This window comes from Methylophaga sp. F7, from assembly GCF_056863975.1.
Map to the genome: position 1 here is coordinate 1,664,512 of NZ_CM166511.1, position 24,574 is coordinate 1,689,085.

Below are 24,574 nucleotides of genomic sequence, written 5' to 3' on the forward strand. Positions count from 1 at the left end.
AAGTAATTTCAGGTAGAATCACCGCTTCTACTGAACTCCTGTTTTATTGGATTTTAAAATGGCTCAATACGTATATAGCATGAACCGCGTTGGCAAAATCGTGCCGCCCAAACGCGAAATTTTAAAAGATATTTCCCTGTCATTTTTCCCTGGTGCCAAAATCGGTGTATTGGGTTTAAATGGCTCTGGTAAGTCTACCCTGCTCCGCATCATGGCGGGTGAGGATAAAGATTATATTGGCGAAGCCAGACCGATGCCGAATATGAAGGTCGGGTATCTGCCTCAGGAGCCTGAGCTGGATGACAGCAAAACCGTTCGGGAAATCGTTGAAGAATCAGTCTCTGATGTCAAAGCCGCTTTGGATGAACTGGATGCGATTTATGCAGCTTATGCCGAACCGGATGCCGACTTTGATGCACTCGCTAAAAAACAGGGTGAACTGGAAAATCTGATCACCGCTAAAGATGGTCATAATCTGGACAATGCTCTGGAACGTGCAGCAGATGCGTTACGCCTGCCGCCCTGGGATGCCAAAGTAGCGGTGTTATCCGGTGGCGAGCGTCGTCGTGTTGCATTATGCCGGTTATTACTCGATCACCCGGACATGTTATTGCTTGATGAGCCGACTAACCATCTTGATGCTGAATCGATTGCCTGGATTGAACGCTTCCTGCAGGAATACCCCGGTACCGTAGTTGCCATTACCCATGATCGCTATTTCCTGGATAATGCCGCGGGCTGGATACTTGAGCTTGATCGTGGTCGTGGTATTCCTTATGAAGGTAATTACTCTTCATGGCTGGAACAGAAAGATCAACGTCTGGCACAGGAATCGAAACAGGAAGCCTCACACAATAAAGCCATTCAAGCTGAGCTTGAGTGGGTACGCCAGGGAGCCAAAGGTCGTCAGGCAAAATCCAAAGCGCGCTTGAAACAGTTTGAAGAAATGAATTCAAAAGAATTTCAAAAACGTAATGAAACCCAGGAAATCTATATTCCACCTGGCCCGCGTTTAGGTGACAAAGTGATTGAACTGCATAACGTCACTAAATCCTACGGCGACAAACTGTTATTCGAAGATCTCAGTCTGACGATTCCCCCCGGTGCAATTGTCGGCATCATCGGCCCTAACGGTGCCGGTAAATCTACCTTGTTCCGCATGATTACCGGTGAAGAAAAACCCGATTCCGGTGAAATCGAAATCGGCAGTACCGTGCAGCTGGCTTATGTAAACCAGGCACGTGAACTGGATGGCAAGAAAACGGTATTTGAAGAAATAGCTGATGGTGCCGATATGATTACTGTCGGAAATTATCAGACCCCTTCTCGTGCCTATTGTGGACGGTTTAATTTTAAGGGCTCAGATCAGCAGAAATATGTGAAGGATCTCTCCGGTGGTGAGCGTAACCGCCTGCATATGGCCAAACTGCTTAAAGAAGGTGGCAACGTTTTATTACTCGACGAACCGACCAACGACCTGGACGTGGAAACATTACGTGCATTGGAAGAAGCCATATTGGCCTTCCCGGGTTCAGCAGTGGTCATTTCGCATGATCGCTGGTTCCTGGATCGTGTCTGTACCCATATGATTGCCTATGAAGGCGATTCCAGCGTGGTGTTTTTTGAAGGTAACTATAGTGAATATGCCGAAGATTACCTCAAGCGTTATGGCAAAGATCATCAGCCTGAACGTATCAAATACCGTCGAATGAATTAGGTTTTGAAATATCCGCAGATTACGCAGATTTTCGCAGATTAATAAAAAAATGAAATTTGTAGGTCGGGTTAGCGTAGCGTAACCCGAGACAAATTAAATATTTCGTTTAACAAAAATCTGCGTCAATCTGCGAAATCTGCGGATAGATTTCTTTTAAACCTCTGTGTCTCTGTGTTTTATGTCAATCTTTCAAAGGCTTATGCATCATTTCTGGTGTGCGTTCGGCGCCGAGGATACCGACACGGATCAGAAAGTCGCCAAAATGCTCGTCTTTCTCACGTTCAGCAGCAAACTGTTCAATCATTGGTTTTAGCGTATTCAGGATGGTGGCTTCGTCCACATTTTCAAGATACAGACGGTTTAGTCGCTGACCACTGAAATCAGCCCCCAGATTCAGGTTATAGCGTCCGATCGCTTTACCGGTTAACGCAATTTCACCCAGGTAAGGTCTGGCACAGCCATTCGGACAGCCGGTGATGCGGATATTAATCAGCTCTTCCGGGAGGCCCACATCACTCATTATTTGTTCCAGCTTACTGAGAAACGTGGGTAAATAACGTTCTGATTCAGCCATCGCCAAAGCACAAGTAGGCAATGCTACACAGGCCATCGCATTTAAACGCAAGGCCGGACGGCGTTCACCGATATCCAGTTGGTACTGCTCAACCAATGCTTCAATAACCGGTTTTTGTTCAGGGCTGATATTGGCAATAATCAGGTTCTGATTACAGGTCATGCGAAATTCGCCAGTATGGACTTTGGCGATTTCCCGAAGTGCGGTACGTAATTGCAGTGTTTCAGTATCCTTAACCCGCCCACTGTAAATATATAAGGTCAAGTGCCATTGACCATCTTCACCCTGGATCCAGCCAAATCGATCACCATTGCATAATAACTCAAAGGGTCTGGCAGACGTCATCGCCTCACCATGGTATTCGGTAAATTTTTCGTTAAACCAGTCAATACCATGATCATCAATGGTGTATTTAAAACGAGCATGCGCCCGAACACTGCGATCACCAAAGTCACGTTGAATGGCAGCAATGGTTTCGCAGGCTTTGACAATCTGGTCTTTTGGCACAAAACCGGCCATGGTGGCTAAGCGTGGGAAAGTTGCCGTTTCACCATACGTCATGCCCATACCGCCACCGACGGCAACATTGAATCCAACTAATTCGTCGTTTTCAATAATGGCAATTAACGCAATATCATTGGCCAGTACATCACTGTCGTTTTCAGGTGGAATGGCGATACCGATTTTAAATTTACGTGGTAAATAGCGATCCCCATAAAACGGTTCTTCAGATTTACCCGGTTGATAGACACATTTTTCGCCCAGCCAGATCTCGGCATAGGCACCCGACTGCCAGCACAAATGATCACTTATAGCTTGTGAAATCTGATGAACTTCGGCATGCACCGAAGACTGATGCGGATTGACATTTGTCACCACATTTCGATTCACATCACCGCATGCGCCTTTTGTATCCAACCCTAATGCATTAACTTGCTGCATTAATGAACGCAGATCTTTTTTCAAAACCTCGTGATATTGAAACGTCTGCCGGGTAGTAATACGTAACGTGCCATTGGCGCAATCATCAGCTATCGCATCGAGTCCAAGCCATTGCTGTGGAGTCACCACTCCACCGGCAATACGCAGTCGAACCATAAATGAATATAACGGTTCCAGCTTTTGACGACGGCGTTCATCACGCAGATCGCGATGATCCTGCATATAGCTGCCATGGAATTTGGTCAGTTTGTTGTCATCTTCCGAGATCGCACCGGTAACGGCATCTTCAAGCCCTTCGGCAATGGTGCCACGCAGGTAACGACTGTCGAGTTTGAGTTGTTCGGCTTCAGGTAATTTTGTATTCATTAGTACACATCACGTTGGTAGCGTTTATCACGCGTCAGCTGACGCAGATATTCAGTGGCATCTTCGCGGCTTTTATTGCCTTGCTGACTGATAATATCAATCAGGGCTTCATTAACATCCGGTGCCATATTGTCCGCATCACCACATACATATAGATAGGCTCCTTCCTGCAACCAGTTCCATATTTCAATGGATTTTTCACGAATACGGTGCTGTACGTAGATTTTCTCGGTCTGATCACGAGAAAATGCCACATCCAGATGGGTTAATAATCCAGATTTACGCCAGGCCAGCCACTCGGTCTGATAGAGAAAATCAGTCAGGAAATGCTGATCACCAAAGAACAGCCAGTTACGTCCCCGAGCTCCTCGCTCTTCACGCTCCTGCATAAAGCTTCTGAATGGGGCCACGCCGGTGCCAGGACCAATCATAATAATTGGCGCATCGTCATCGGCAGGCAATTTGAAGTTTTTATTGGGATCGATGTACACCGGAATAGTGGCATCTTCGGCCAAGCGATCGGCTAACCAGGTTGAGGCTACACCGCCCCGTTCACGGTTATGGGCGTTATACCGAACCGTTGCCACGGTGATATGTACTTCTTCATCAACTGCGGCCTGACTGGATGCAATCGAATACAATCGTGGCGGCAATTTACGCAGCAACTTGATAAAACCGTTGGCATCTATATCGGCTAATGGATAGCTTTGAACTAAATCCAGAACATCACGGCCTCGGATCCATTCAGTGACAGCAGCTTTGCTTTCCATCAGCTTATTCAGTTCATCGGATTGCGCCAATTCAGCCCATTTTTCGACCAATGGGCGGGTCAGCACGGTAATTTCACGATGATGCATCAATGCATTGGTTAAAGTTTCGGTTTGTTCTTCAAGCTCTACTGGAGTATCAGCATCGAATCCCAGCGCATCAATCAGCATGGAGACCAAAACGGGATCATTCTGTGGATATACACCTAATGCATCACCCGGCTGGTAGTGCAATCCCGAACCTTCAAGTGAAATTTCAATATGCCGCACTTCCTTGCTGGAACCGCGACCACTGAGGATCTGGTTTTCCAGCAAAGGTGCAGAAAATGGATGTTTGCGATCATATTGAACGGAGGTTTCAAGCTGACTCATTGCAGCAGAGGCTGACGGTGGTGCGGCACTGGCCTGCATGGAGCTGGTCAGTGACTCAACAAATTCAGCGATCCATTTTTCCGCCAAATCATCATAATCCACATCACAATCAACTCGAGGAATTACTGTGGTTGCACCAAGTTTTTGCAGACGTTCATCAAAGTCTTTGCCGGTCTGGCAGAAATATTCATAGCTGGAATCACCCAGTGACAGCACACTGTATTTCAAACCCTTTAAACCAGGTGCTTTACGGCTTCCCAGAAACTCATATAAATCCATTGCGTTATCAGGCGGCTCACCCTCACCATGTGTCGAAGTTAAGACTGCCAGATATTGCTCGTTCTTCAGTTCTCGTGGTTTGTATTCCGCCATATCCCATAATTTGACTTCAATACCACTGGATTTTGCTTTCTCAGCTAGTTGGCCGGCAACCGTTTCGGTATTACCGGTTTGTGAACCATAAAGCACGGTCAGTTTGATCGTTTGGTCCGGCAGAGAAGGTGCAGCTTCCGTAGCAGCTGTTCCACCCTGAGCCGCACGATAACCTGACAAATAGCCTGACAGCCAATCTACCTGCCAGCCTTCCAGGCCTTGCAGTAAATTATTAAGCTGTTGCAATTGTTCATCGGTTAATGGAGCGTTGGGCAACCTGATATTCATGTTGTTGGCTTATCTCTTAAAAGTTGAGCTTTGAGTCTGCACAAAATAACAAAAACTATATATAAATAGAAACTATATGTTTGGATTTCCATATAATTAAAATAAATATACTTCGATTCTAACAATCATTATGTTAGAAGAATTAATGCAAAATATTGTGAATGTTTTGGTGTGAAGTAGTAAAAATTAATGAACTACCTTTAATATTGGTCCATCGCTTTATATTTCAACCGCTTTAAGCTGTGTTGAACTTTCAGAGACGGCTATGAAAGATCAACAAGCCCTAGTGACTTTTATGCTCGTATAGATCGGTATCTGCGTACATATATAGAGATTGCAAATCGATGTTGTCCATCGAGCGACTGGAAGCCGTACCAACAGTATATTCTACATTTAGATGTGGGCTGACATTAGCATTATAGTTTTTTACTGCGTCAGCCAGTTGTTCCAGTTTGTTTTCTGATTGCTCACATACACTCAAAACGACAAACTCGTCATCGACCAGTCGAGATATTAACTCTGTATCGGTAAAGATTTCTGTCAATATTCGGGAAAAATGAATAAGGGCTTCATCACCTGCAGAAATCCCGTGAGCATGGGAGATGCGCTTGTAATTATTCACATCAAAGTAATACATGGTAATACTGGCTTGGTACGGTACAAAAATATTCAGTAATTTTTGTGCTCTGCGTTCGAAAGCCTCACGATTCAGTAAGCCGGTCAACTTATCTTCATCTAACAGTGGGTTATAGTCGATTTCTTCTTCGACCATTTCGGTCAGTTGTTTTAATAATTGTTTATCTTTATCTGTAAAAGTTCTGGGAATAGAGTGTTTTAAACATAAAGCCCCCAACTTCTCCCCCGATCTTGCCCGAATTGGACAACCAGCATAAAACCTTATGTGGGGTGCTGACGTAACCATGATGTTTTCTGCATAGTGTTTATCATTCAGCGTATCGGAAATAACAAAAATATCTTCCTGAGCAATCGTCTGATTACAAAATGCCACTGAACGTTCGGTTTGCCGTTGACTGAATCCCTGTGACGATTTTATCCATTGTCGATCTTCGTCTATCAGCGAAATCAGGCTAATCTCCACATCAAATAAACGTGTACAAAGTTTGGTTAACCGGTCATAGCGATGTTCCGGTTCACTATCCAGAAGTCCCAGACCATGTAGGCGTTTAAGTCTTTGTAAATCAATATGTTCTGACGTGTTTTTCGACCAGTCAATAAAAGCCTCAGGTAACATGGGACGACCAATAAAATATCCTTGAGCCTGATCACAGCCCATTTTACGTAGCAGCTCCAGTGCAGCATTATCTTCAATTCCTTCTGCAGCCACCTGCATGTTCAGACTGTGGGCAAGTTCAATAATCGCCTTAATAACCAGTCTTGATTCGCGTGAATCCGCAGAAGTCATGACAAAGGTTTTATCCACTTTGACTTCTGAAAACGGCATACGAACCAAGGCCAACATCGACGAAAAACCGGTCCCAAAATCATCTATGGATAAACGAAATCCTCGCAGTCGCAGTCTGGTCAGAATATCCAGAGATATCACAGGGTCATCCATTGCGGCTGTTTCCGTCAAATCCAGGATCAGTTGATCCGGTTTGATATTATGGGCTTCACAAAGCATTTCAATTTGTTTGAATAGCTCGAGGTTACTGAGTGATGCCGCAGAAATATTGACCGAAAGCAATAAGCCCCTGTTCTGGACTTTTAGCGACGGATCGGCTTCCTGAAGCTGATTTAGAAAAGGTAATGCCTGTTCAAATACCTGTAAGGTTAATTTGTCGATAAGATCATTCTGTTCGGCTAAGGGAATAAATTTTTCCGGTGAAATGAAGCCCTTTTCTGCGTGCTGCCAGCGTGCAAGCGCTTCAAGGCCAGTTAGCGTGCCACTGACACAGGATACTTTTGGTTGATATACCAGATAAATGTCATGCGCGTTAATCGCTTGTTCCAGCTCATTGACGGTAAGGGTATTGGTCTGGTTTTCAGCGCGGAGTTGCTGACCAAAGGTGTTGTCAGCTGTGTTGATGGATTCAGCTTTAATCAAATCCCGGAAAGCTTTGGGATTAAAGGGCTTGGGAAGAATCCCCAGAACATTAAGACCATGCGCACCGGCCGAACGTGCTGCAGCATGTAATAGTTGCTGCCCGGCGCCACTTGTGATGATTAACTGAGCATCGATTTGCATACGGCCCAATTCGCCAAGTACTTCCACCCCATCCATATCCGGCATAATCAAATCAATAATCAGATATTGTGGGCTCCAGTCATTGATGATCTCCAGAAAACTTTGAAAGTCAGAGGTTATTTTGGCTGACAGACCGATAAATTCAGCGACATTAGCAATTGCTCTTGCAGTGAGATTGTTGTCATCCAGAATGAGTACTTTTAATTCGGTCATCGCCCCAGATTACTCTTGGTTATCCAATAAAAATAAACTCTGTAGACACTTTGACATTTATGACTCGTTCTGCAAAGACTTTCGGATTTTCGTGGTAAGTTCATCTCGACTATATGGTTTACTCAGTAACATGACTCCAGGGTCCAACCGACCATGATGGACGATAGAGTTCTCGGTATATCCTGAAGTGAACAAAACTTTTAATTGTGGTCGGATTCGCTGCGCCTTATCAGACAGCTCTCTTCCACTCATACCGCCTGGCATCACCACATCGGTGAATAATAAGTCAATATCTGCATCACTTTGAATGATTTCCATTGCTTCGCTTCCATTTGATGCACTTATTACCTTATATCCCATAAACTCTAATTGCGAAATAACATAATTGCGAACCAATTCATCATCTTCAACAACAAGTATGCTTTCATTGCCGATTTGCGGTTGAATATGCAGTACAGAAGCGTTTTCTGCCGTCGCAACCTCCTCAGGTGAGCGGGGTAAATACAGTCTGATGGTCGTTCCCTGACCGACTTCCGAATAAACGTTTATGTGACCATAACTCTGTCGGGCAAATCCATAGACCATCGCCAAACCAAGACCCGTACCCTTATCTTTGCTTTTTGTGGTGTAGAACGGTTCAAACACTTTATCCAGATTCTCTGGAGCAATACCTACCCCGGTATCTGACACCCCAATGATGACATAATCACCCGGGGTAACATCGTGTTGTGAACCATAGTCTTCGGAGAGTGAAACATTGAGGGTTTCAATTAATAACCTGCCACCTGATGGCATCGCATCACGCGCATTGATGGCCAGATTCAACAGCGCATTTTCCAATTGTCCCGGATCTACCTGCGCCAACCAGAGATCTGGTTCCAACGCCAGCTCAAGCTGAATCGCCTCGCCAATTGATCGGCTTAGTAACCCCTGAAAATTATTTAATAATTGATTGGCATCAATATGTTTTGGATCCAGTGCCTGCTTTCTGGAAAAGGCCAGCAAACTGCGAATTAATTCTGCTCCGCGGTCTGCTGCCTCCTGGATCATTTCAGAAAGGCCGCGTAGTTTGGAATCGCTGGCAAGTGACTCAGTAATAATTTCGGCATTGCCGACAATGACTGTCAACAAGTTATTAAAGTCATGAGCGACGCCACCGGTTAACTGGCCAACGGCTTCCAATCGTTGGGATTGTCGTAATTTTTCTTCTATTTCAAGACGATCGGTTATATCCGTAATACCGCCAACCATTCGGATTGCTTCGTTAGCGCTATTGTAAATAACATAACCCCGGTCAATAACATCTGCATAGTCCCCATCCTGACGTTGAAACTTATAGTTCTCTGACCAGCTCTGCTGTTGGGTTTCAATTGCTCGCTTAAGGTTGTTTAGGACTCGATTACGCTCATCAGGATGAATGCGTTTTTCCCAGCCTTTAATAGAAGGTTTTTTTGATTGGGTATCAATGCCAAACAAGGTTGCAAAACTATCGCTCCACCAAAGTTCGTTTGTCAGGAGATCCCAGTCCCAGATCGCATCGTTGGTTGCTTTGGATAATAATTGAAAGCGTTGCTCACTCTCCCTAATATTGGCGTCTGCTTCTTTTTGCAGCGTAATATCGGTCATGTAGCCTTCAATCGCTACTATGTTGCCATCTTTATCTCTTACACCGCTACCTTGCTCCCAAAACCAGCGGATACCACTATCTTTATGAATTATTCGATACTCGACCTGAAACGGCTGGTTTTGCTCAATTGCTTTTATTGTTTCAACATACATCTTCTCGCGATCATCTGGATGGATAAGGCTGGCAAATTCAATCCTCTGGTTGCCGATAACATCTTCAGCGTTATAGCCGGTTAAACGTTCGAATGCTTCGCTTACATAGAGCATAGTCCATTGCTCATCACATAGACTACGATAAGCAACCCCTGGCAGATTTCGCAATAACTGCATTAATGATCGTTCGGCCTCAGAACGCTGCGCCTCGGCAAGCTTGGTATTGGTAATATTTTCGGTGATGGCAATAAGATGCAACGGATTGCCACTGTCATCACGTTGCAAGGTGATACTTAATCTTGCCCAGACCGTTTCGCCGGTTTTATGGATGTAGCGTTTTTCCAGAATACGGCTATCAAGGATACCAAGCAGAATATCGCTGATTTCCTGCTGGTTCTGTTCTTTATCATCAGGATGGGTAAGCTGATGAAAATCCAGTTGCGTCAGTTCTTCAGCTGAATACCCCAGCATTTCACAATAAGCTTGATTGCATTCCAGAAAACGGCCGTCTGTTGAGGCAATGGCCACACCGGTAGCTGCATCCTGAAATGCTTGACGAAACCGGCTTTCGCTACGACGAATTCGTTCTTCATTGCGGTGCTTGGCAATGGCAATAGAAATAATTTTTGATATACGCTCGATAGTATCAAGCTGCTCGGGTTCCGGGGTTTTTACCGTGTTGTGATAAATGGCAAAAGTCGCGATAACGTTAAGTTTTTCATCAAATATAGGATGAGACCAGCAAGCCCTTAAATCATAAGCCAATGCAAAGTTGCGATAATTTTCCCACAGAGGATCATTTTCAATATCACATACAATGACTGGCCTTTTAAGAAATGCTGCTGTTCCACATGAGCCCGCAAGCGGGCCTATAGGCTCGCCATGAATGGCATCGTTATAACTGACCGGTAAATTGGGTGCAGAACCATGCAGCAGGCGTTTACCCTCTTCATCAATCAGTAAAATGGAAGCGATGGTATTGGGCAGAATTTCTTCGATCCCCAGTACAATTTGCTCCATAATCTGTTGTAAATCCAGAGAGGAAGCCACGGCTTCAACCATGCTGGATTCCAGTTTTTGTATCATCTCCAGGCGTTTACGTTCAGTGATATCGATAATCATGCCTAAACGACGAACTTCCTGACCACTGGCATTAAATACTGATTTGCCACATTCAAATAACCAGCGAATGCTTGCGTCGTCTTTACGGGTAATTCGATATTCAGCCTCTACTATACCGCTGTTACTGGGTTTTGCCCGTGCTGATTCCAGAGTTTTTATATCTTCTGGCAGAATAAATTGCTGAAAACTCTCTATTGTTCCATCAAATTCTTCAAGCGTTATGCCAAAGAGTTCAGCCGTCTGTTCAGACCAGGTTACTTTGTCATTGAGCAAGTTGATTTCCCAACTTCCCATATGACCTATACGTTGACTTTCATCCATCAAACGTAACATATGATCTATATGACCCATATGTTGACGAATATCTGTCAAATCCAGCACTGTGCCAAATAATTCATTTTTATCAGGCTGCCAGGTGGCACGTTGTCGGATAAACCTTAATTCATTATCAGCCGTTAATATCCGGTGACACACATCAAGACTGTCCTGCTGTTCAATCGCACGATTGAAAGCCCGTGTAACGTCAGCTTTATCATCCGGATGTACCTGCTGTAAGTGACCTCCCAGTGTGGGAGAAAACTCTTCTAATGATTTTGCAAATATTTCAAATGTCTGTTCCCCCCACCACAAATTTGATGTTTCAGGGGTATAGACCCAGTGACCTATAAGCGTTGGAGAAGCACCGAGGTCTGTAGCCATCCATTGTTGTACCGGACCTGGAAGAATTTCGCTGGATAAGATAACCAGCAATTTGTTGTCATCATCATCCAAAACTAATGTTGCTGGGTAGCGCTGAGCCTCGCTTCTACCAATAAGGGTTAATGGGGAATGAAATGGAGATCGTGGATTGAATGTATTTCTATCTAGTTCTTCAGCAAAAAATGCTTCAAATGGCAAGCCAATAATATCGTTTTCATCAGAAGCTTCGATTAACCGCAAAGCCTCTGAGTTTGCAGTTAACAGTAAGTTCTCGCGAAAAATAAAGACAGCTTGGTTGTGCTGGTTCATTAGCACGGTTAACAGATAATCATGAGCCCCAGAGTTATTACTCAATTTTTTTACCCACTTCTAATAGTTAAGGCCAACTCTGTTTACCAAGATATACCAGAGTTGGCCTAACCGGCTAGTGAAATATTAAATTTTGAACTGACTGATTTGTGTTTCCAGTCCATTCGCCAGTCTGGCCAATTCCTGACTGGTTAACGTGGTTTGATTGGTACTTTCAGCATTTTCCTCAGCCACTTGAGCGATACTGACAATATTTCGGTTTATCTCTTCAGCAACGGCTGACTGTTCCTCTGCCGCACTGGCAATATGGGTATTCATATCACGAATCGAGGCAACTGATTCGGCTATAACATCCAAAGATTGGCCCGCTTTCTCTGCTTTTTCAACACTACGGTTAGCCTGCTCAAGCTCTTCATCCATTACCTGAACCGATTTTTCGGCTTCTTTTTGCAGTCGTTCGATTATTTTTTTAATTTCTTCTGTTGAGTCGTGGCTACGTTTAGCGAGTGTTCTGACTTCATCGGCCACCACAGCAAAACCTCTACCTGACTCACCAGCTCTGGCGGCTTCAATCGCGGCATTTAAAGCCAATAAATTGGTTTGTTCGGCAATCCCTTGAATGACAGTAAGTACACTACCAATATTTTCGCTTTCTTTTTGTAAATCCTTGATCGATACTGCCCCCATTTCCACCTGTTTCGCCAGTTGCTTGATTCCGTCAATTGCATCCATCACCACTTGTTTTCCGGCTTTGGTTTCGTTATCTGCTGTACGCGAAGCATCAGCAGCCTGCGAAGCATAACGTGCCACTTCCTGGACTGTGGCCGCCATTTCATTCATTGCTGTGGCAACCTGTTCACTATCGCTTTGCTGGCTCATTACACCACGACTTGTTTGCCCGGTAATGACGGTTAACTCTTCAGCAGCCACGTTGAGCTGTCTGGACGAATCAAAGACTTCTTGAATCAGGTTACTGAAAACGCCCATCATCTGATTAAAAACATGTGCCATCTGCACTATTTCATCTTTACCCTCTATATCTGCGCGCTCTGTGAGATCTTTATTTTGTTGTGCCCGTTTCATCACTTCAGCCAGCAAATTGATGGGATTCACTACACTACGACTGATGAATCTGGATAATAGAACCAAGATGGCTAAAATCAACACAATTGAAATAATAGCCGTAATAAAAATGGATCTTTCGTGTGCCAGAACTTCATCAGTTATTTGTTCCGATGTGGTATGAAGTAAGTCCTGTATTTGATAGACAATCGATCGCATTTCACCCATCCGACCTAAATCTTCGTTAAAACCAAATTGTTGTTCAGCATTGACCAGCTGAGTAAAGTCATCGCTGTACTTCATCATCAAATCTGATATCTGCCGTTGCTCAAAGTCACTTAAATAGCTTTGCTGCAAATTTTGATAAAAAACGCTGAGGTTATTATTAAAGGTTTCGAAGTAGCTCACATCTCTACGCAACATAAAATCTTTTTCATTACGGCGTAACATCAGCATATCTTTCAATAAAGCATCATTTTGAAAATTGCCAAGCATCTTTTCAGCTTCCTGAACTGAGCTACGGAGATTGCCGTAAAGTCCATCTTTATGACTGAGTCCGATAGTCTGCCGTAAAGCGACTATCTCGTTAAATGCCGTATGATATTGTTCGATTAAGGTAAGCAGTTGTGGAATCTGTTTAATCTGAATATTTTCAGATTGCAGTTCAGCATTCAACTGAGAGAGTTGCTGTGTTAATAAGCTGATATTGTCATTAAAAACAGTTTGATATTTCAGATCCCGTCGTTCCAGGAAGTCTTTTTCATTTATTCGTAAGTTTCGCATTGTGGTTTCAGCCTGAAGACTCAATGCGGCTGACTGTCCAATTTGTACAAGTGAATGCATGCCAAGGCTAAGTATTACTGCCAGGATGATAATCCCGACAACCATAAGGCTACTTAAAAGCAACATTTTTGCTTTGACGGATAATGACTTCAACATGCTGGCTCCAGGGGCTGACGGGATTATTTCCTAATAATTCCTGTATCGTCTTCCCATGGTAAAACTTTAAAAAATCACATTAAATAAAGCAGCCAATTGAATCAGTGTCTGTTGAACATTCATAGCCGCCTCTGTTGTGGCTTTGAAAGATCAACAGACCCTAGCGACTAATTGCACCAGAATCAATGAGTAAACGATGTATTGATTGCGCGAATTGTTGATAGCCAAGCGCATTCGGGTGCACATGATCAGCCTTTAATGATGAATCAATTAACACCTCACTGAGAATAGTCGGCTCGACGGGTATACCTTTTGATTCAGCAATATCAAGATAAAGTGGTAATGGTGCTAAATTGAGACCCAACGCAGGTACGGCAATTAATATTACCTGCGAACCTGAAGCGATTATCTCATCCACCATCGTTTGAAGGTTTGCTTGTAGTTGCGTTCGACTCTGCTTACGCAATAGATCATTACCACCATGGCACAACACAACCAGATCAGGTTTGGTTTCTTCAAGAAGTTTTGCTAAACGCTTTTTACCATCACTGCTGACTTCACCGGGTACACCTGCATTGATCACTTTGCGGTTAGTCATTTCAGCAAGCAAGGCGGGATAACTCTGTTCTGGCGCAGCACCGGTTCCAAAGGTCAGACTGTCACCAAAAGCTAGGATCACGCCATCCTGGCTAAGCGGTTTTAGTTTGGCAGAAGGCTGATCACAACCTGAAAGTGTAGAAATTCCAATACAAACAATTAAAAAATATTTAAACGCAGCGACGAAATTTCTATTCATCAAGCAGCCAGTCTGGCAGAGGGAAACAAACGGTAAAAATTTTCGGTGGTCACTGCAGCAATCTCTTCTATTGACTCACCCCTTAATTCAGCCAGGAAAGCGGCGACATGTTTAACATATGCTGGCTGATTGGTTTTACCACGATGAGGAACCGGAGCCAGATAAGGAGCATCGGTTTCAATCAGAATACGATCCAGAGGCAGTTTTTGAGCAACCTCCTGTAACTCACGGGCACTTTTAAATGTCACGATACCGGATAACGAGATATAAAAACCAATATCCAAAGCACGTTTTGCCGTTTCCCAGTTTTCGGTAAAACAATGAATAATGCCGCCTGCATCTTTGGCATTCTCATTTTCCAGCATTGTCATGGTATCTTCACGTGCTTCACGGGTATGAATGATCAATGGTTTTTTAGTCTGTCGGGCGGCTTCAATATGGTAACTGAAACGATCCCGTTGCCAGCCCAAATCACCTTCGCTACGAAAATAATCCAAACCGGTTTCGCCAATAGCTATTACTTTTGGATGGTTAGCCAGTTCAATCAATTGTTCCGTGCTGAGTGTGCCAGCTTGATCCACATTGGGGTGAATTCCTACACTGGCTGTGAGCTGTGGATACTGCTCAGCAAGTTGACGAACTTCAGCAATACTGTCGTTATCAATGGCAATACAAAGGATATGTTCAATTTGGTTTTCCCTGGCCTCGGCAACCATTGCGGCAATACCGCCAGGTTGGTCAGCCAGTAAATTCAGATGGCAGTGTGAATCAATATACATAAATAACCCGGTTGCTGACGGCATGAGCACCGCCATTTTTCTTACATCGTATAGGTGGCTTTATCTGATTTCAATTTATCGACCAGATGGTTTTCGATTTTGCCGCGGACCACATTGGCACCGCCGTCACCTTCACTAAAGTGCACGCCTATGCCCGCAGCCTGATTGCCCTGCGCGCCTCTAGGGGTAATCCAGGCAATAGTGCCGGCAACAGGTATTTTTTCCGGCTCATCCAGTAAGGTCAGCAAAATAAAGACTTCTTCGCCCATTTGATAGGGTTTATTGGTGGGGATAAATAAGCCACCATTCTTCAGAAAAGGCATGAAAGAGTGATACAGCATGTTCTGATCACTTATTTTCAGTGAGAGGATGCCTTTACGTGGATTCATGCTCATATAAAAACTCTTTAATTATTTGCCGGTGACGAGATTAATGATTTGCTGCTTTGGTTTGGGTAATACGCATCACTGAAACCATAAAGTCTTCAATTAACAACGTCTTGTTGTAGTTATTTGAAGATGATATTAGCTTTATTGTACTCACTATGCAATCAGCGATAGGCCAGTAATGCTGCGTTAGACTGGCATCAGCATACTCCAAATACTGCTGCTGAAGTCGGGCTTTAACAGTCGATAACAATTGATGCATCACTTTAACCAGATCCAGTTGTTGCCATTGGCTGGCAAGTTGCACGGGATTTGCCTGCTGTTGTATCAATTGATCAAAATCCTGCTGAATCTGTTGATATGACTGCCACTCATTGGTCTCGAGCGCATTGACGATAGCAAAAGGCGCATCCAGCGTTAATGAGGAAATTTTTCGTAACTGATCAGCATCAGTAGCAACGCCCTGAGAATCCAGCCATTTTAATGTCATCGAATAATCGGGAGTTGACAGATGCATCTGCTGGCAACGACTGCGAATAGTCACTGGCAGTCGATGTACTGCATTGGTGGTTAAGATTAAAATAGTATTGTTCTGTGGTTCTTCAAGCAGTTTCAATAAACTGTTTGCAGCACTGTTGGTCATTAAATCTGCTGACTCAATTACCACTGTTTTCCAATTGGCAACGCTTGGGGTAAGTGATTGTTTTTCTTTTAGTGCACGAATCTGGTCGATTTTGATCGATTTACCGGCCTCCTCCGAACGAATAGTCAGATGATCAGGGTGATTCCCTGCCTGCATTATCTGACAACTGTGACACACACCACAGGCGTTAAACTGTTTGTCAGCAGCAAGACATAATAAACTCTCAGCCATTTTGCCGGCTAACTGCTTTTTCCCCAGTCCGGAGACACCCGTCAACAAGACAGCATGCGGCATACGCTGTTGCTCTACTCTGTCAACGATATGTTGCCAGACCGTCTGTTGCCATGGGAAAAGCGCTGTCATCAAAGTGTTGCTTCCAGTAATGGAGTCAGCTGATGTTTGAGTTGTTGCTGAATCGCTTCAATATTCTGGCTGGCATCAATTCGCTTGATCCGCTTCGGTTCTGCCTCAGCACGGGCAAGATAACAATTCCTGACGCGTTCAAAGAACACCTGTTTTTCCTGCTCAAACCGATCTTTTTGCTGTTGTCGTTGTTCTACCCGGGTTTGACCTAAAGCCACGGGCAAATCAAATAAAAATGTGACATCCGTATTACAGCCTTGCAAGGTCCATTCAGCAAGCTGTTTTATGCGTTGTTCATTAATTCCTCGCCCGCCACCTTGATAGGCAAACGTAGCATCAACAAAACGATCAGAAACAACCCAATCACCACGTTTTAATGCTGGCAAAATAACCTGTTGGATGTGCTCAGCACGAGCAGCAAACATCAACAACAACTCAGTATCTTCAGCCATCGCCTGATCAGTTGGCTTGAGTAACACCTCACGGATTTCTTCGCCCAAAGGGGTGCCACCTGGCTCGCGGGTCACTACAACCTGTTTACCGTGTGAGCGAATATAATCAGCAATAAACTGCAGTTGGGTCGATTTACCGGCACCTTCAATGCCTTCGATACTGATAAATTTTCCATTCATTGTGTTATCTGCTTGTTTTTCCAGTATTTTCTAACAGCTCGATTATGATCCTCCAGATTGTCCGAGAAAACATGACCACCGTTTTCCGCACCGGCAACAAAATACAGGCTGCTGCCTTCAGCTGGATTTATTGCAGCTTCAATGGATTCTTTACTGGGCAAACAGATTGGTGTTGGAGGCAAACCAAATCGGGTATAGGTATTGTAAGGCGTATCCGTTTGCAGATCTTTTTTACGGATATTGCCATCGTAACTGTCACCCATGCCATAAATAACAGTCGGATCAGTCTGCAAACGCATGCCTTTATCCAGACGGCGAACGAAGACACCGGCAATTTCAGGGCGCTCTTCGGGTACGGCACTCTCTTTTTCGATAATGGACGCCATGATCAGTACTTCATATGCTGAATCATAAGGTAGCTCTTCTGTCATCAGCTGCCAGGCATTCTCCAGCTGAACCTGCATATTCTGGTAGGCACGCCTTAAAAACTGGACATCAGTTGTATTGGCAGGAAAATGGTATGTCTCAGGTAAAAATAAACCTTCAACCCATTCATTTTCTATAGATAACGCTTCACGAACTGTTTCATTGTTCAATTCGGGCAGTGTCTTTTTAATTTTTGGATGCCCCAGCACTTTTTCAAATAACTGCTTGGCTGTCATGCCTTCCACGATGGTTATGGAGTATTGGACAACTTTGCCACTGATAAAGAGATTTAATAAATCCGGTAAAGTGGCGTCAGATTCAATCCGATATTCACCGGCCTTTATCTGCTGCGCATTGCCTTGCATTCGAGCATAAATATCCAGATAAACACTGGGGACCGGGCTCAAACCACTATCGTATAGACGCTGGCTAACTTTACTGATGTTATCACCTGGATAAATAGTAAAAATCGTTTCATCTTCTATTAAATTAACCGGCTGATGCAGGAATCGCTGATATTCGCTCCAGGCAACTAACGCGATAATCGCAGCTACTACGACTAAAAAAAGCAGTTTGATATATAAAGGTATTTTCATTCGTTTCTGTTCAGTGAATTTAAAGTGTGCTGCAACGTTTGAGTAATTGGACCATGACTGTAATGCATATCAAGATCAGTAATACGAGTCACTGGCCATATGCCAATCAAACTGTTGCAGACAAACACTTCGTCCGCTGACTTGAGATCATCAATGGTCAGCGATGTGATATGCAGGGGTATCGACAATCTGTCAGCAATTTTAATCAGCTGTTGACGCATAATACCAGCGATTCCTGAGTCTGAAAGCTCCGCCGTCGATAATTGGTTGTTATGTACCAGAAACACATTCGACATTGTTCCCTCTATCAATTGATTCTGATAATCAAGCATTAAACCCTCTACGATACAGTCGTCCTGCCATTCATTTCGTGCAAGCACCTGTTCCAGACGATTAAGATGTTTGATTCCAGCCAATGCGGGGTTGATCGCCAAACGCTGTTGACAGAGGCGCACAGTAATGCCGGACTGGTGGGATTCGGGATATTTTGGCATAGCATGCGTGCTGATAATTCGGCTGGTTTGCATATCAGTTTGATAACGATACCCTCGTCCACCGGAACCACGAGTAACCATGATTTTAATAACTGCATCATTATTCAATTGACGACAAACAGTATGGACTTCTCCCGCGAGAGATTGCTGTTGTTCAACAGGAAAGGCAATTTTCAGCCGATGACAGCCTTCAAGCAATCTGGAGAGATGCTGGGCGAAATATTCGAGTTGCCCATTACGATAGGCGATGGTTTCAAACAAACCATCGCCATATTGCAAACCTCGATCTGTAACTTCGATTCTGTTTTCGGGTTGGCCGTTAATCAGAATCATCCGTCACCGACTAATCGAGTTTTTTGAAAATAACAGTACCGTTGGTGCCACCAAAGCCAAATGAATTCGACATGGAAATATCGATAGGCATTTGTCGAGCAGTATGTGGAACATAATCAAGATCACATGCTTCATCCGGGTTATCCAGATTGATGGTGGGTGGTGCAACCTGATCACGAATGGCCAGAATACTGAATACCGCTTCAACACCACCTGCAGCACCTAACAAGTGACCAATCATTGATTTGGTTGAACTGACTGCGACCTGCTCTGAGGCATTGCCAAGAGCGGTTTTAATCGCCTGCGTTTCTGCAACGTCACCTGCAGGGGTAGAAGTACCGTGAGCATTAATATAATGAATATCTTCTGGATTAATGCCAGCATCATTCATTGCATTGACCATACAACGGGCTGCACCCTCGCCACCTTGTGATGGCATGGTCATATGATAAGCATCACTACTCATTCCAGAGCCAATTAATTCGGCATAAATGGTAGCGCCACGTTTTTTGGCGTGTTCATATTCTTCCAGGACAATGACACCAGCACCATCTCCCAATACAAAGCCATCACGATCTTTATCCCACGGACGGCTTGCAGCAAGTGGATCATCATTACGGGTCGACAGAGCACGTGCCGCAGCAAAACCACCTAAACCGGTTTTGGATGTCGCCATCTCAGCACCGCCGGCGATCATCACATCAGCATCGCCATATTGAATCATGCGACCGGCAGCCGAAATACAGTGTGTTCCGGTAGAACATGCCGTGACAATGGCAGTATTTGGCCCTTTCATACCATACATAATCGATAAATTACCGGATATCATATTAATGATGTTACTGGGCACAAAAAATGGTGAAATTTTACGTGGCCCGCCATTTAAAAAGCTGTCATAGCCAGCTTCAATACCTGGTAAGCCACCAATTCCGGAGCCAATAGCCACACCAATACGTTCAGCATTGGCATCGGTCACTTCTAATCCGGCATCTTTAATAGCTTCAACCGCTGCCGCAATTCCGTAATGGATAAAAGTATCCATTTTTTTAGCGTCTTTACGAGAAATAACTGTCTCAACATCAAAGTCTTTGACGCTAGCACCAAAACGAACTGGGAAATCAGTTACATCAAATGATGTAATCGGAGCCACACCACTTTTGCCAGCCAGGATATTCTCCCAGCTTTCTGCTACCGATAAACCGACCGGTGTTACCGCGCCCAGCCCGGTAACCACAACGCGTCTTTTAGACATCAGTTTTCCTCATGCAAATCTTCTCTATAGATACGACATAGCCGTCTAGCATGACCTGCACGCTAGACGGCTACATCTGAAGCAATCTGTAATATTAAGACTGAACAGAATTAATATAAGCGACAGCTTCTTTAACAGTGGTGATCTTTTCAGCTTCTTCGTCAGGAATTTCACATTCAAATGCTTCTTCCAGTGCCATAACCAGCTCTACAGTGTCCAGCGAGTCAGCACCCAGATCATCAATAAATGAAGCATCTGCAGTTACTTCATCGGCATTTACACCTAATTGTTCAACAACAATTTCTTTAACACGAGCTTCAATATCACTCATAACATCTGTTTCCTTTGGTGGTTAAGTACAAACAACGTGCTCGCATTTTATAGTGCGAGCACTGCGGAGACAAGCTGGAAGCCTTGTCCTAAAAATATCTCCACAATAAAAAACCTGAGTCTAAATAGATTCAGGCCCTTAATTCATATACATGCCGCCATTTACGTGCAGCGTTTCGCCAGTAATATATCCTGCTAAAGAACTGGCCAAAAAGCTGACAGCAGCGGCAATTTCTTCTGCTTCTCCGAGGCGTTTAACCGGAACTTGTTCCAGTAATGCGGTTTTATGTGCTTCAGGCAGCCCACTGGTCATATCAGTGTCTATAAAACCGGGAGCAACACTGTTTACCGTAATCCCACGAGCACCGACTTCACGGGCTAATGACTTGCTGAAACCAATTACACCGGCTTTAGCAGCAGCATAGTTGGTTTGACCGGCATTACCCATTACACCAACAACTGATGTGATATTGATAATGCGACCCCAACGGGCTTTGGTCATAGCACGTATGCAACGTTTGCTTAATTTGAAGATTGGTGTGAGATTAGTGTTGATAATATCGTCCCATTCTTCATCCTTCATCCGCATCAGTAAATTGTCACGAGTGATACCAGCATTGTTGACCAGAATATCCGGCGCGGCGAATTCGGCTTCAATCGCCGTAACAGTCTCATCAATGGCATTTTCCTGCGTCACGTTCAACACCAGACCTTTTCCCTTAATACCGGCTGCCTGCAGGTATTCACTGATGGTAGCAGCCCCCTTTTCTGAGGTGGCAGTACCAATCACGGTGGCACCCTGTTCACCGAGACTTAATGCAATAGCACGGCCGATACCGCGAGTTGCACCAGTCACCAAAGCAACTTTACCTTGTAGGCTCATGATGGTTCTCCTAATACTTCTTGAGTTTTTTGCAATGTAGCCGAATCAAATACCGGTAAGGCCTGTAAGGTTTTATCAATACGTTTGGTTAAACCAGCCAGAACTTTACCCGGTCCACATTCAACCAGAATCTCAACGCCCTGGGCAGCAAACCACTCAACAGTTTCTACCCAACGCACAGGATTGTATAACTGTTGTGCCAGTAATTGGCGAATCTGGTCTGGATCAGATGTAGAGGTGACACTGGTATTATGAATTACTGGGATGTTCGGCGTTTGAATAGAGACAGACTCAAGCTCAGCTGATAATTTCTCAGCGGCTGGTCGCATCAACGCACAATGCGAAGGAACGCTCACCGGCAATAACAAGGCGCGTTTGGCGCCTTTTTCCGAAGCCATCATTACGGCTTTATCAACTGCTGATTTACTGCCGGCAATAACTACTTGACCAGGTGAATTAAAATTCACTGCTTCAACGATTCCGGCATCACTCGCCTGCTCACAGACAGCTTTTACAGTGTCATCATCAAGACCAAGGATGGCGGCCATAGCCCCTTCACCCGCAGGAACGGCCTGTTGCATGAACTGGCCACGTTTTTCCACCAGTTTGATGGCTGTTTTAAAATCCAAAGCGCCAGCGGCAACCAATGCAGTATATTCGCCCAGGCTATGGCCGGCCAGATACGCTGGTTTATCATCACTTACTGATTCCCAGCAACGCCAGACAGCAATGCCTGCTGCCAGCATGGCAGGTTGAGTTTTATCGGTCTGATTGAGTTCGGCTTCAGGTCCATTTTGCACAAGTGCCCATAAATCATAGCCAAGGGCGTCACTGGCTTCTGCAAATGTCTGCTGCACTTGCGGAAAGGATTCAGATAACTCGGCTAACATGGAAACAGATTGTGAACCCTGGCCGGGAAAGACAAAAGCTGAATGCATTGGTAAAAATACCTCAGATTAGAATTTGATGAGCGCTGAGCCCCAGGTAAAACCACCACCAAACGCTTCAAACAATAATGTTTCTCCACGCTTGATACGACCATCACGCACGGCAACATCCAGTGCCAGCGGAATAGATGCCGCAGAGGTATTACCATGGTCCTGAACCGTGACAACAACACTTTCCATCGACATGCTCAACTTTTTGGCTGTCGCAGCGATAATACGAATATTCGCCTGATGTGGGATGAGCCAGTCAATATCATGTTTCTTTAGCTGGTTAGCCGCCAGTGTTTCGTCAACAATTTTACTCAGGGTTTTTACAGCAATTTTGAAAACGTCATTACCCTGCATTTCAATATAGGCAGGATCTTCAGTAATAGTACTTCCAGGTCCTGTTGGGACATGTAACAGTTCATTGAAACTACCGTCGCAATGAATATGAGTCGACATGATACCGGGTTCAGCAGATGCCTGTAACACGACTGCCCCGGCGCCATCACCGAATAAAACACAGGTATTGCGGTCAGTCCAGTCAACAATCCGAGATAAGGTTTCCGCACCAATGACCAGAACATTTTTTGCACTGCCAGACTTAATAAATTTATCCGCAACGGTCAGTGCGTAGACAAAACCAGTACAAACCGCCTGAATATCAAATGCTGGGCAACCATGAATTCCCAGTTTTTGCTGGACCAGTGCGGCTGTACTTGGAAAAATCCGAGTTGGCGTCGTTGTGGCAACAATTATCATGTCTATATCACGCGGCTTTATACCCGCTGCAGAAATAGCATTTTTGGCGGCAAAATAAGCTAAATCTGTTGTCGTTTCGTCATCACCGGCAATATGTCGTTTTTTAATTCCAGTACGATCGGTAATCCATTCATCACTGGTTTCAACCATTGACTCGAGTTCAATATTGGTCAGAAATTTTTCCGGCAAATAGCTGCCCGTTCCGGCAATTCTGGAATAAATCACAACATCTGTTCCTCTAAAAGAGTTTCAAGATGTTTAGTAATATTCTTTGGAACGTCTTTTCGGGCTTCAAGAATGGCGATATTAATTGCATTGCTGAAAGCAAATGTATCTGCGCCACCATGACTTTTAATCACAATACCTTGTAAACCAATCAGGTTTGCGCCATTAAATGCACGAGGATCAAGCTCTTTGCTAAAGCTTTTCAACACAGGAGAAGCGATTAATCCGGCAATTTTAGTTAACCAGTTACGATGAAACGCCTGACGCAAATAATGTCGGATCATATGCGCCACACCTTCACTGGCTTTCAGCGCAACATTCCCCACAAAGCCATCACAGACCAATACGTCGACCTCGCCATGATAAAGACCATCGCCCTCGACATAGCCGTAGTAGTTGAGATCAGTCTTGGCTAATAAACGAGCAGCTTCTTTAACCCTCTCATTACCTTTGATTTCCTCTGCACCAACATTTAGCAGGCCAACAGTGGGATTAGGCTTACCATCAATCAACTCGGCTAACACAGACCCCATTAATGCGAACTGCACCAGATGTTCTGCAGTTGAGTCTACGTTAGCCCCCAGATCGAGAACATAAGTATGACCACGCATAGTGGGTAAGGCAGTAATGATTGCAGGACGCTCAATTCCCGGCAGCGTCTTCAGCACAAACCGCGCAGTGGCCATCAAGGCACCGGTATTACCGGCACTGACACAAGCAGCCGCTTGCCCCTCTTTCACCAGGTTAATAGCTACCCGCATGGAAGAATCTTTTTTGCCGCGAAGAGCCGAAGAAGGAGGTTCATCCATACCAACTGTTTGGGAGGCATGCTGAATTTTCATCCGGTGTTTATCACTGAACTGATGTTTAGCTATTTCTGCTGAAATAATGGCTTCATCGCCAACTAAAATCAGCTCTACATCAGAATGCCTTTGCAGTGTTGATATAGCAGCGGGGATCACGACTTGAGGTCCGTGATCCCCGCCCATAGCATCAATCGAAATTGTTAAAGTCAATT

At 44.5% G+C, this 24,574-nt stretch carries 19 protein-coding genes; 1 reads left to right on the forward strand and 18 read right to left on the reverse strand.

Features of this window, described 5'->3' with window-relative positions; genetic code table 11:
* Positions 1-58 precede the first annotated feature (58 nt).
* On the forward strand, positions 59-1,717 hold the full coding sequence (gene ettA / locus AC08OG_RS08505) for an energy-dependent translational throttle protein EttA (protein WP_292357158.1): 1,659 nt from the start codon (positions 59-61) through the stop codon (positions 1,715-1,717).
* Between the two features lie 181 nt (positions 1,718-1,898).
* Here the strand turns inward: ettA and AC08OG_RS08510 are convergent, their stop codons facing one another.
* The 18 genes from AC08OG_RS08510 to plsX all read right to left on the reverse strand — a co-directional run bounded on the left by AC08OG_RS08510 (position 1,899) and on the right by plsX (position 24,572).
* The gene (locus AC08OG_RS08510) at positions 1,899-3,599 is read right to left on the reverse strand and encodes an NADPH-dependent assimilatory sulfite reductase hemoprotein subunit (protein WP_482929299.1); all 1,701 of its coding nucleotides are present in this window, start codon (positions 3,597-3,599) and stop codon (positions 1,899-1,901) included.
* Positions 3,599-5,398, reverse strand: coding sequence for an assimilatory sulfite reductase (NADPH) flavoprotein subunit (locus AC08OG_RS08515; RefSeq protein ID WP_292748579.1), 1,800 nt, complete (start codon positions 5,396-5,398; stop codon positions 3,599-3,601). The genes AC08OG_RS08510 and AC08OG_RS08515 overlap by 1 nt, the downstream gene beginning before the upstream one ends.
* Before the next feature lie 283 nt (positions 5,399-5,681).
* Positions 5,682-7,817 carry an EAL domain-containing protein gene (locus tag AC08OG_RS08520; RefSeq protein WP_482929300.1) on the reverse strand — a complete coding sequence of 712 codons (2,136 nt, stop codon included), beginning with the start codon at positions 7,815-7,817 and terminating at the stop codon, positions 5,682-5,684.
* Positions 7,818-7,874: 57 nt separating this feature from the next.
* Positions 7,875-11,771 carry a PAS domain-containing protein gene (locus AC08OG_RS08525; protein WP_482929301.1) on the reverse strand — a complete coding sequence of 1,299 codons (3,897 nt, stop codon included), beginning with the start codon at positions 11,769-11,771 and terminating at the stop codon, positions 7,875-7,877.
* Positions 11,772-11,852: 81 nt separating this feature from the next.
* Positions 11,853-13,727 (reverse strand): methyl-accepting chemotaxis protein, encoded by a 1,875-nt coding sequence (locus tag AC08OG_RS08530; protein WP_482929302.1) that lies wholly within the window; start codon positions 13,725-13,727, stop codon positions 11,853-11,855.
* 160 nt (positions 13,728-13,887) lie between these two features.
* On the reverse strand, positions 13,888-14,523 hold the full coding sequence (locus AC08OG_RS08535) for an arylesterase (RefSeq protein ID WP_292357169.1): 636 nt from the start codon (positions 14,521-14,523) through the stop codon (positions 13,888-13,890).
* A complete protein-coding gene (locus AC08OG_RS08540; RefSeq protein WP_292357715.1) occupies positions 14,523-15,302 on the reverse strand; it encodes a TatD family hydrolase in 780 nt (259 codons plus the stop codon). Before AC08OG_RS08540 ends, AC08OG_RS08535 begins: the two co-directional genes overlap by 1 nt.
* A gap of 41 nt (positions 15,303-15,343) precedes the next feature.
* The gene (locus AC08OG_RS08545) at positions 15,344-15,697 is read right to left on the reverse strand and encodes a PilZ domain-containing protein (RefSeq protein ID WP_292357171.1); all 354 of its coding nucleotides are present in this window, start codon (positions 15,695-15,697) and stop codon (positions 15,344-15,346) included.
* A 34-nt stretch (positions 15,698-15,731) separates the two neighbouring features.
* Positions 15,732-16,694 (reverse strand): DNA polymerase III subunit delta', encoded by a 963-nt coding sequence (gene holB / locus AC08OG_RS08550; RefSeq protein ID WP_482929303.1) that lies wholly within the window; start codon positions 16,692-16,694, stop codon positions 15,732-15,734.
* Positions 16,694-17,326 carry a dTMP kinase gene (gene tmk, locus AC08OG_RS08555; protein WP_482929304.1) on the reverse strand — a complete coding sequence of 211 codons (633 nt, stop codon included), beginning with the start codon at positions 17,324-17,326 and terminating at the stop codon, positions 16,694-16,696. Before tmk ends, holB begins: the two co-directional genes overlap by 1 nt.
* Positions 17,323-18,348, reverse strand: a complete 1,026-nt coding sequence (mltG, locus tag AC08OG_RS08560; RefSeq protein ID WP_482929305.1) for an endolytic transglycosylase MltG — start codon at positions 18,346-18,348, stop codon at positions 17,323-17,325. Before mltG ends, tmk begins: the two co-directional genes overlap by 4 nt.
* Positions 18,345-19,175: an aminodeoxychorismate lyase gene (pabC, locus tag AC08OG_RS08565; protein WP_482929306.1), complete on the reverse strand. Its 831-nt coding sequence runs from the start codon at positions 19,173-19,175 to the stop codon at positions 18,345-18,347. The genes mltG and pabC overlap by 4 nt, the downstream gene beginning before the upstream one ends.
* Positions 19,176-19,185: 10 nt before the next feature.
* Positions 19,186-20,427, reverse strand: a complete 1,242-nt coding sequence (gene fabF / locus AC08OG_RS08570; RefSeq protein WP_292357180.1) for a beta-ketoacyl-ACP synthase II — start codon at positions 20,425-20,427, stop codon at positions 19,186-19,188.
* A gap of 94 nt (positions 20,428-20,521) precedes the next feature.
* On the reverse strand, positions 20,522-20,758 hold the full coding sequence (gene acpP / locus AC08OG_RS08575; protein WP_014707198.1) for an acyl carrier protein: 237 nt from the start codon (positions 20,756-20,758) through the stop codon (positions 20,522-20,524).
* A 138-nt stretch (positions 20,759-20,896) separates the two neighbouring features.
* Positions 20,897-21,640, reverse strand: coding sequence for a 3-oxoacyl-ACP reductase FabG (gene fabG / locus AC08OG_RS08580; protein WP_482929307.1), 744 nt, complete (start codon positions 21,638-21,640; stop codon positions 20,897-20,899).
* Positions 21,637-22,578, reverse strand: coding sequence for an ACP S-malonyltransferase (gene fabD, locus AC08OG_RS08585; RefSeq protein ID WP_482929308.1), 942 nt, complete (start codon positions 22,576-22,578; stop codon positions 21,637-21,639). Before fabD ends, fabG begins: the two co-directional genes overlap by 4 nt.
* Before the next feature lie 18 nt (positions 22,579-22,596).
* Entirely contained in the window at positions 22,597-23,556 is a 960-nt protein-coding gene (locus AC08OG_RS08590; RefSeq protein ID WP_292357186.1) for a beta-ketoacyl-ACP synthase III, read from the reverse strand.
* Entirely contained in the window at positions 23,553-24,572 is a 1,020-nt protein-coding gene (plsX, locus tag AC08OG_RS08595) for a phosphate acyltransferase PlsX (protein WP_292357189.1), read from the reverse strand. The genes AC08OG_RS08590 and plsX overlap by 4 nt, the downstream gene beginning before the upstream one ends.
* Positions 24,573-24,574 lie beyond the last annotated feature (2 nt).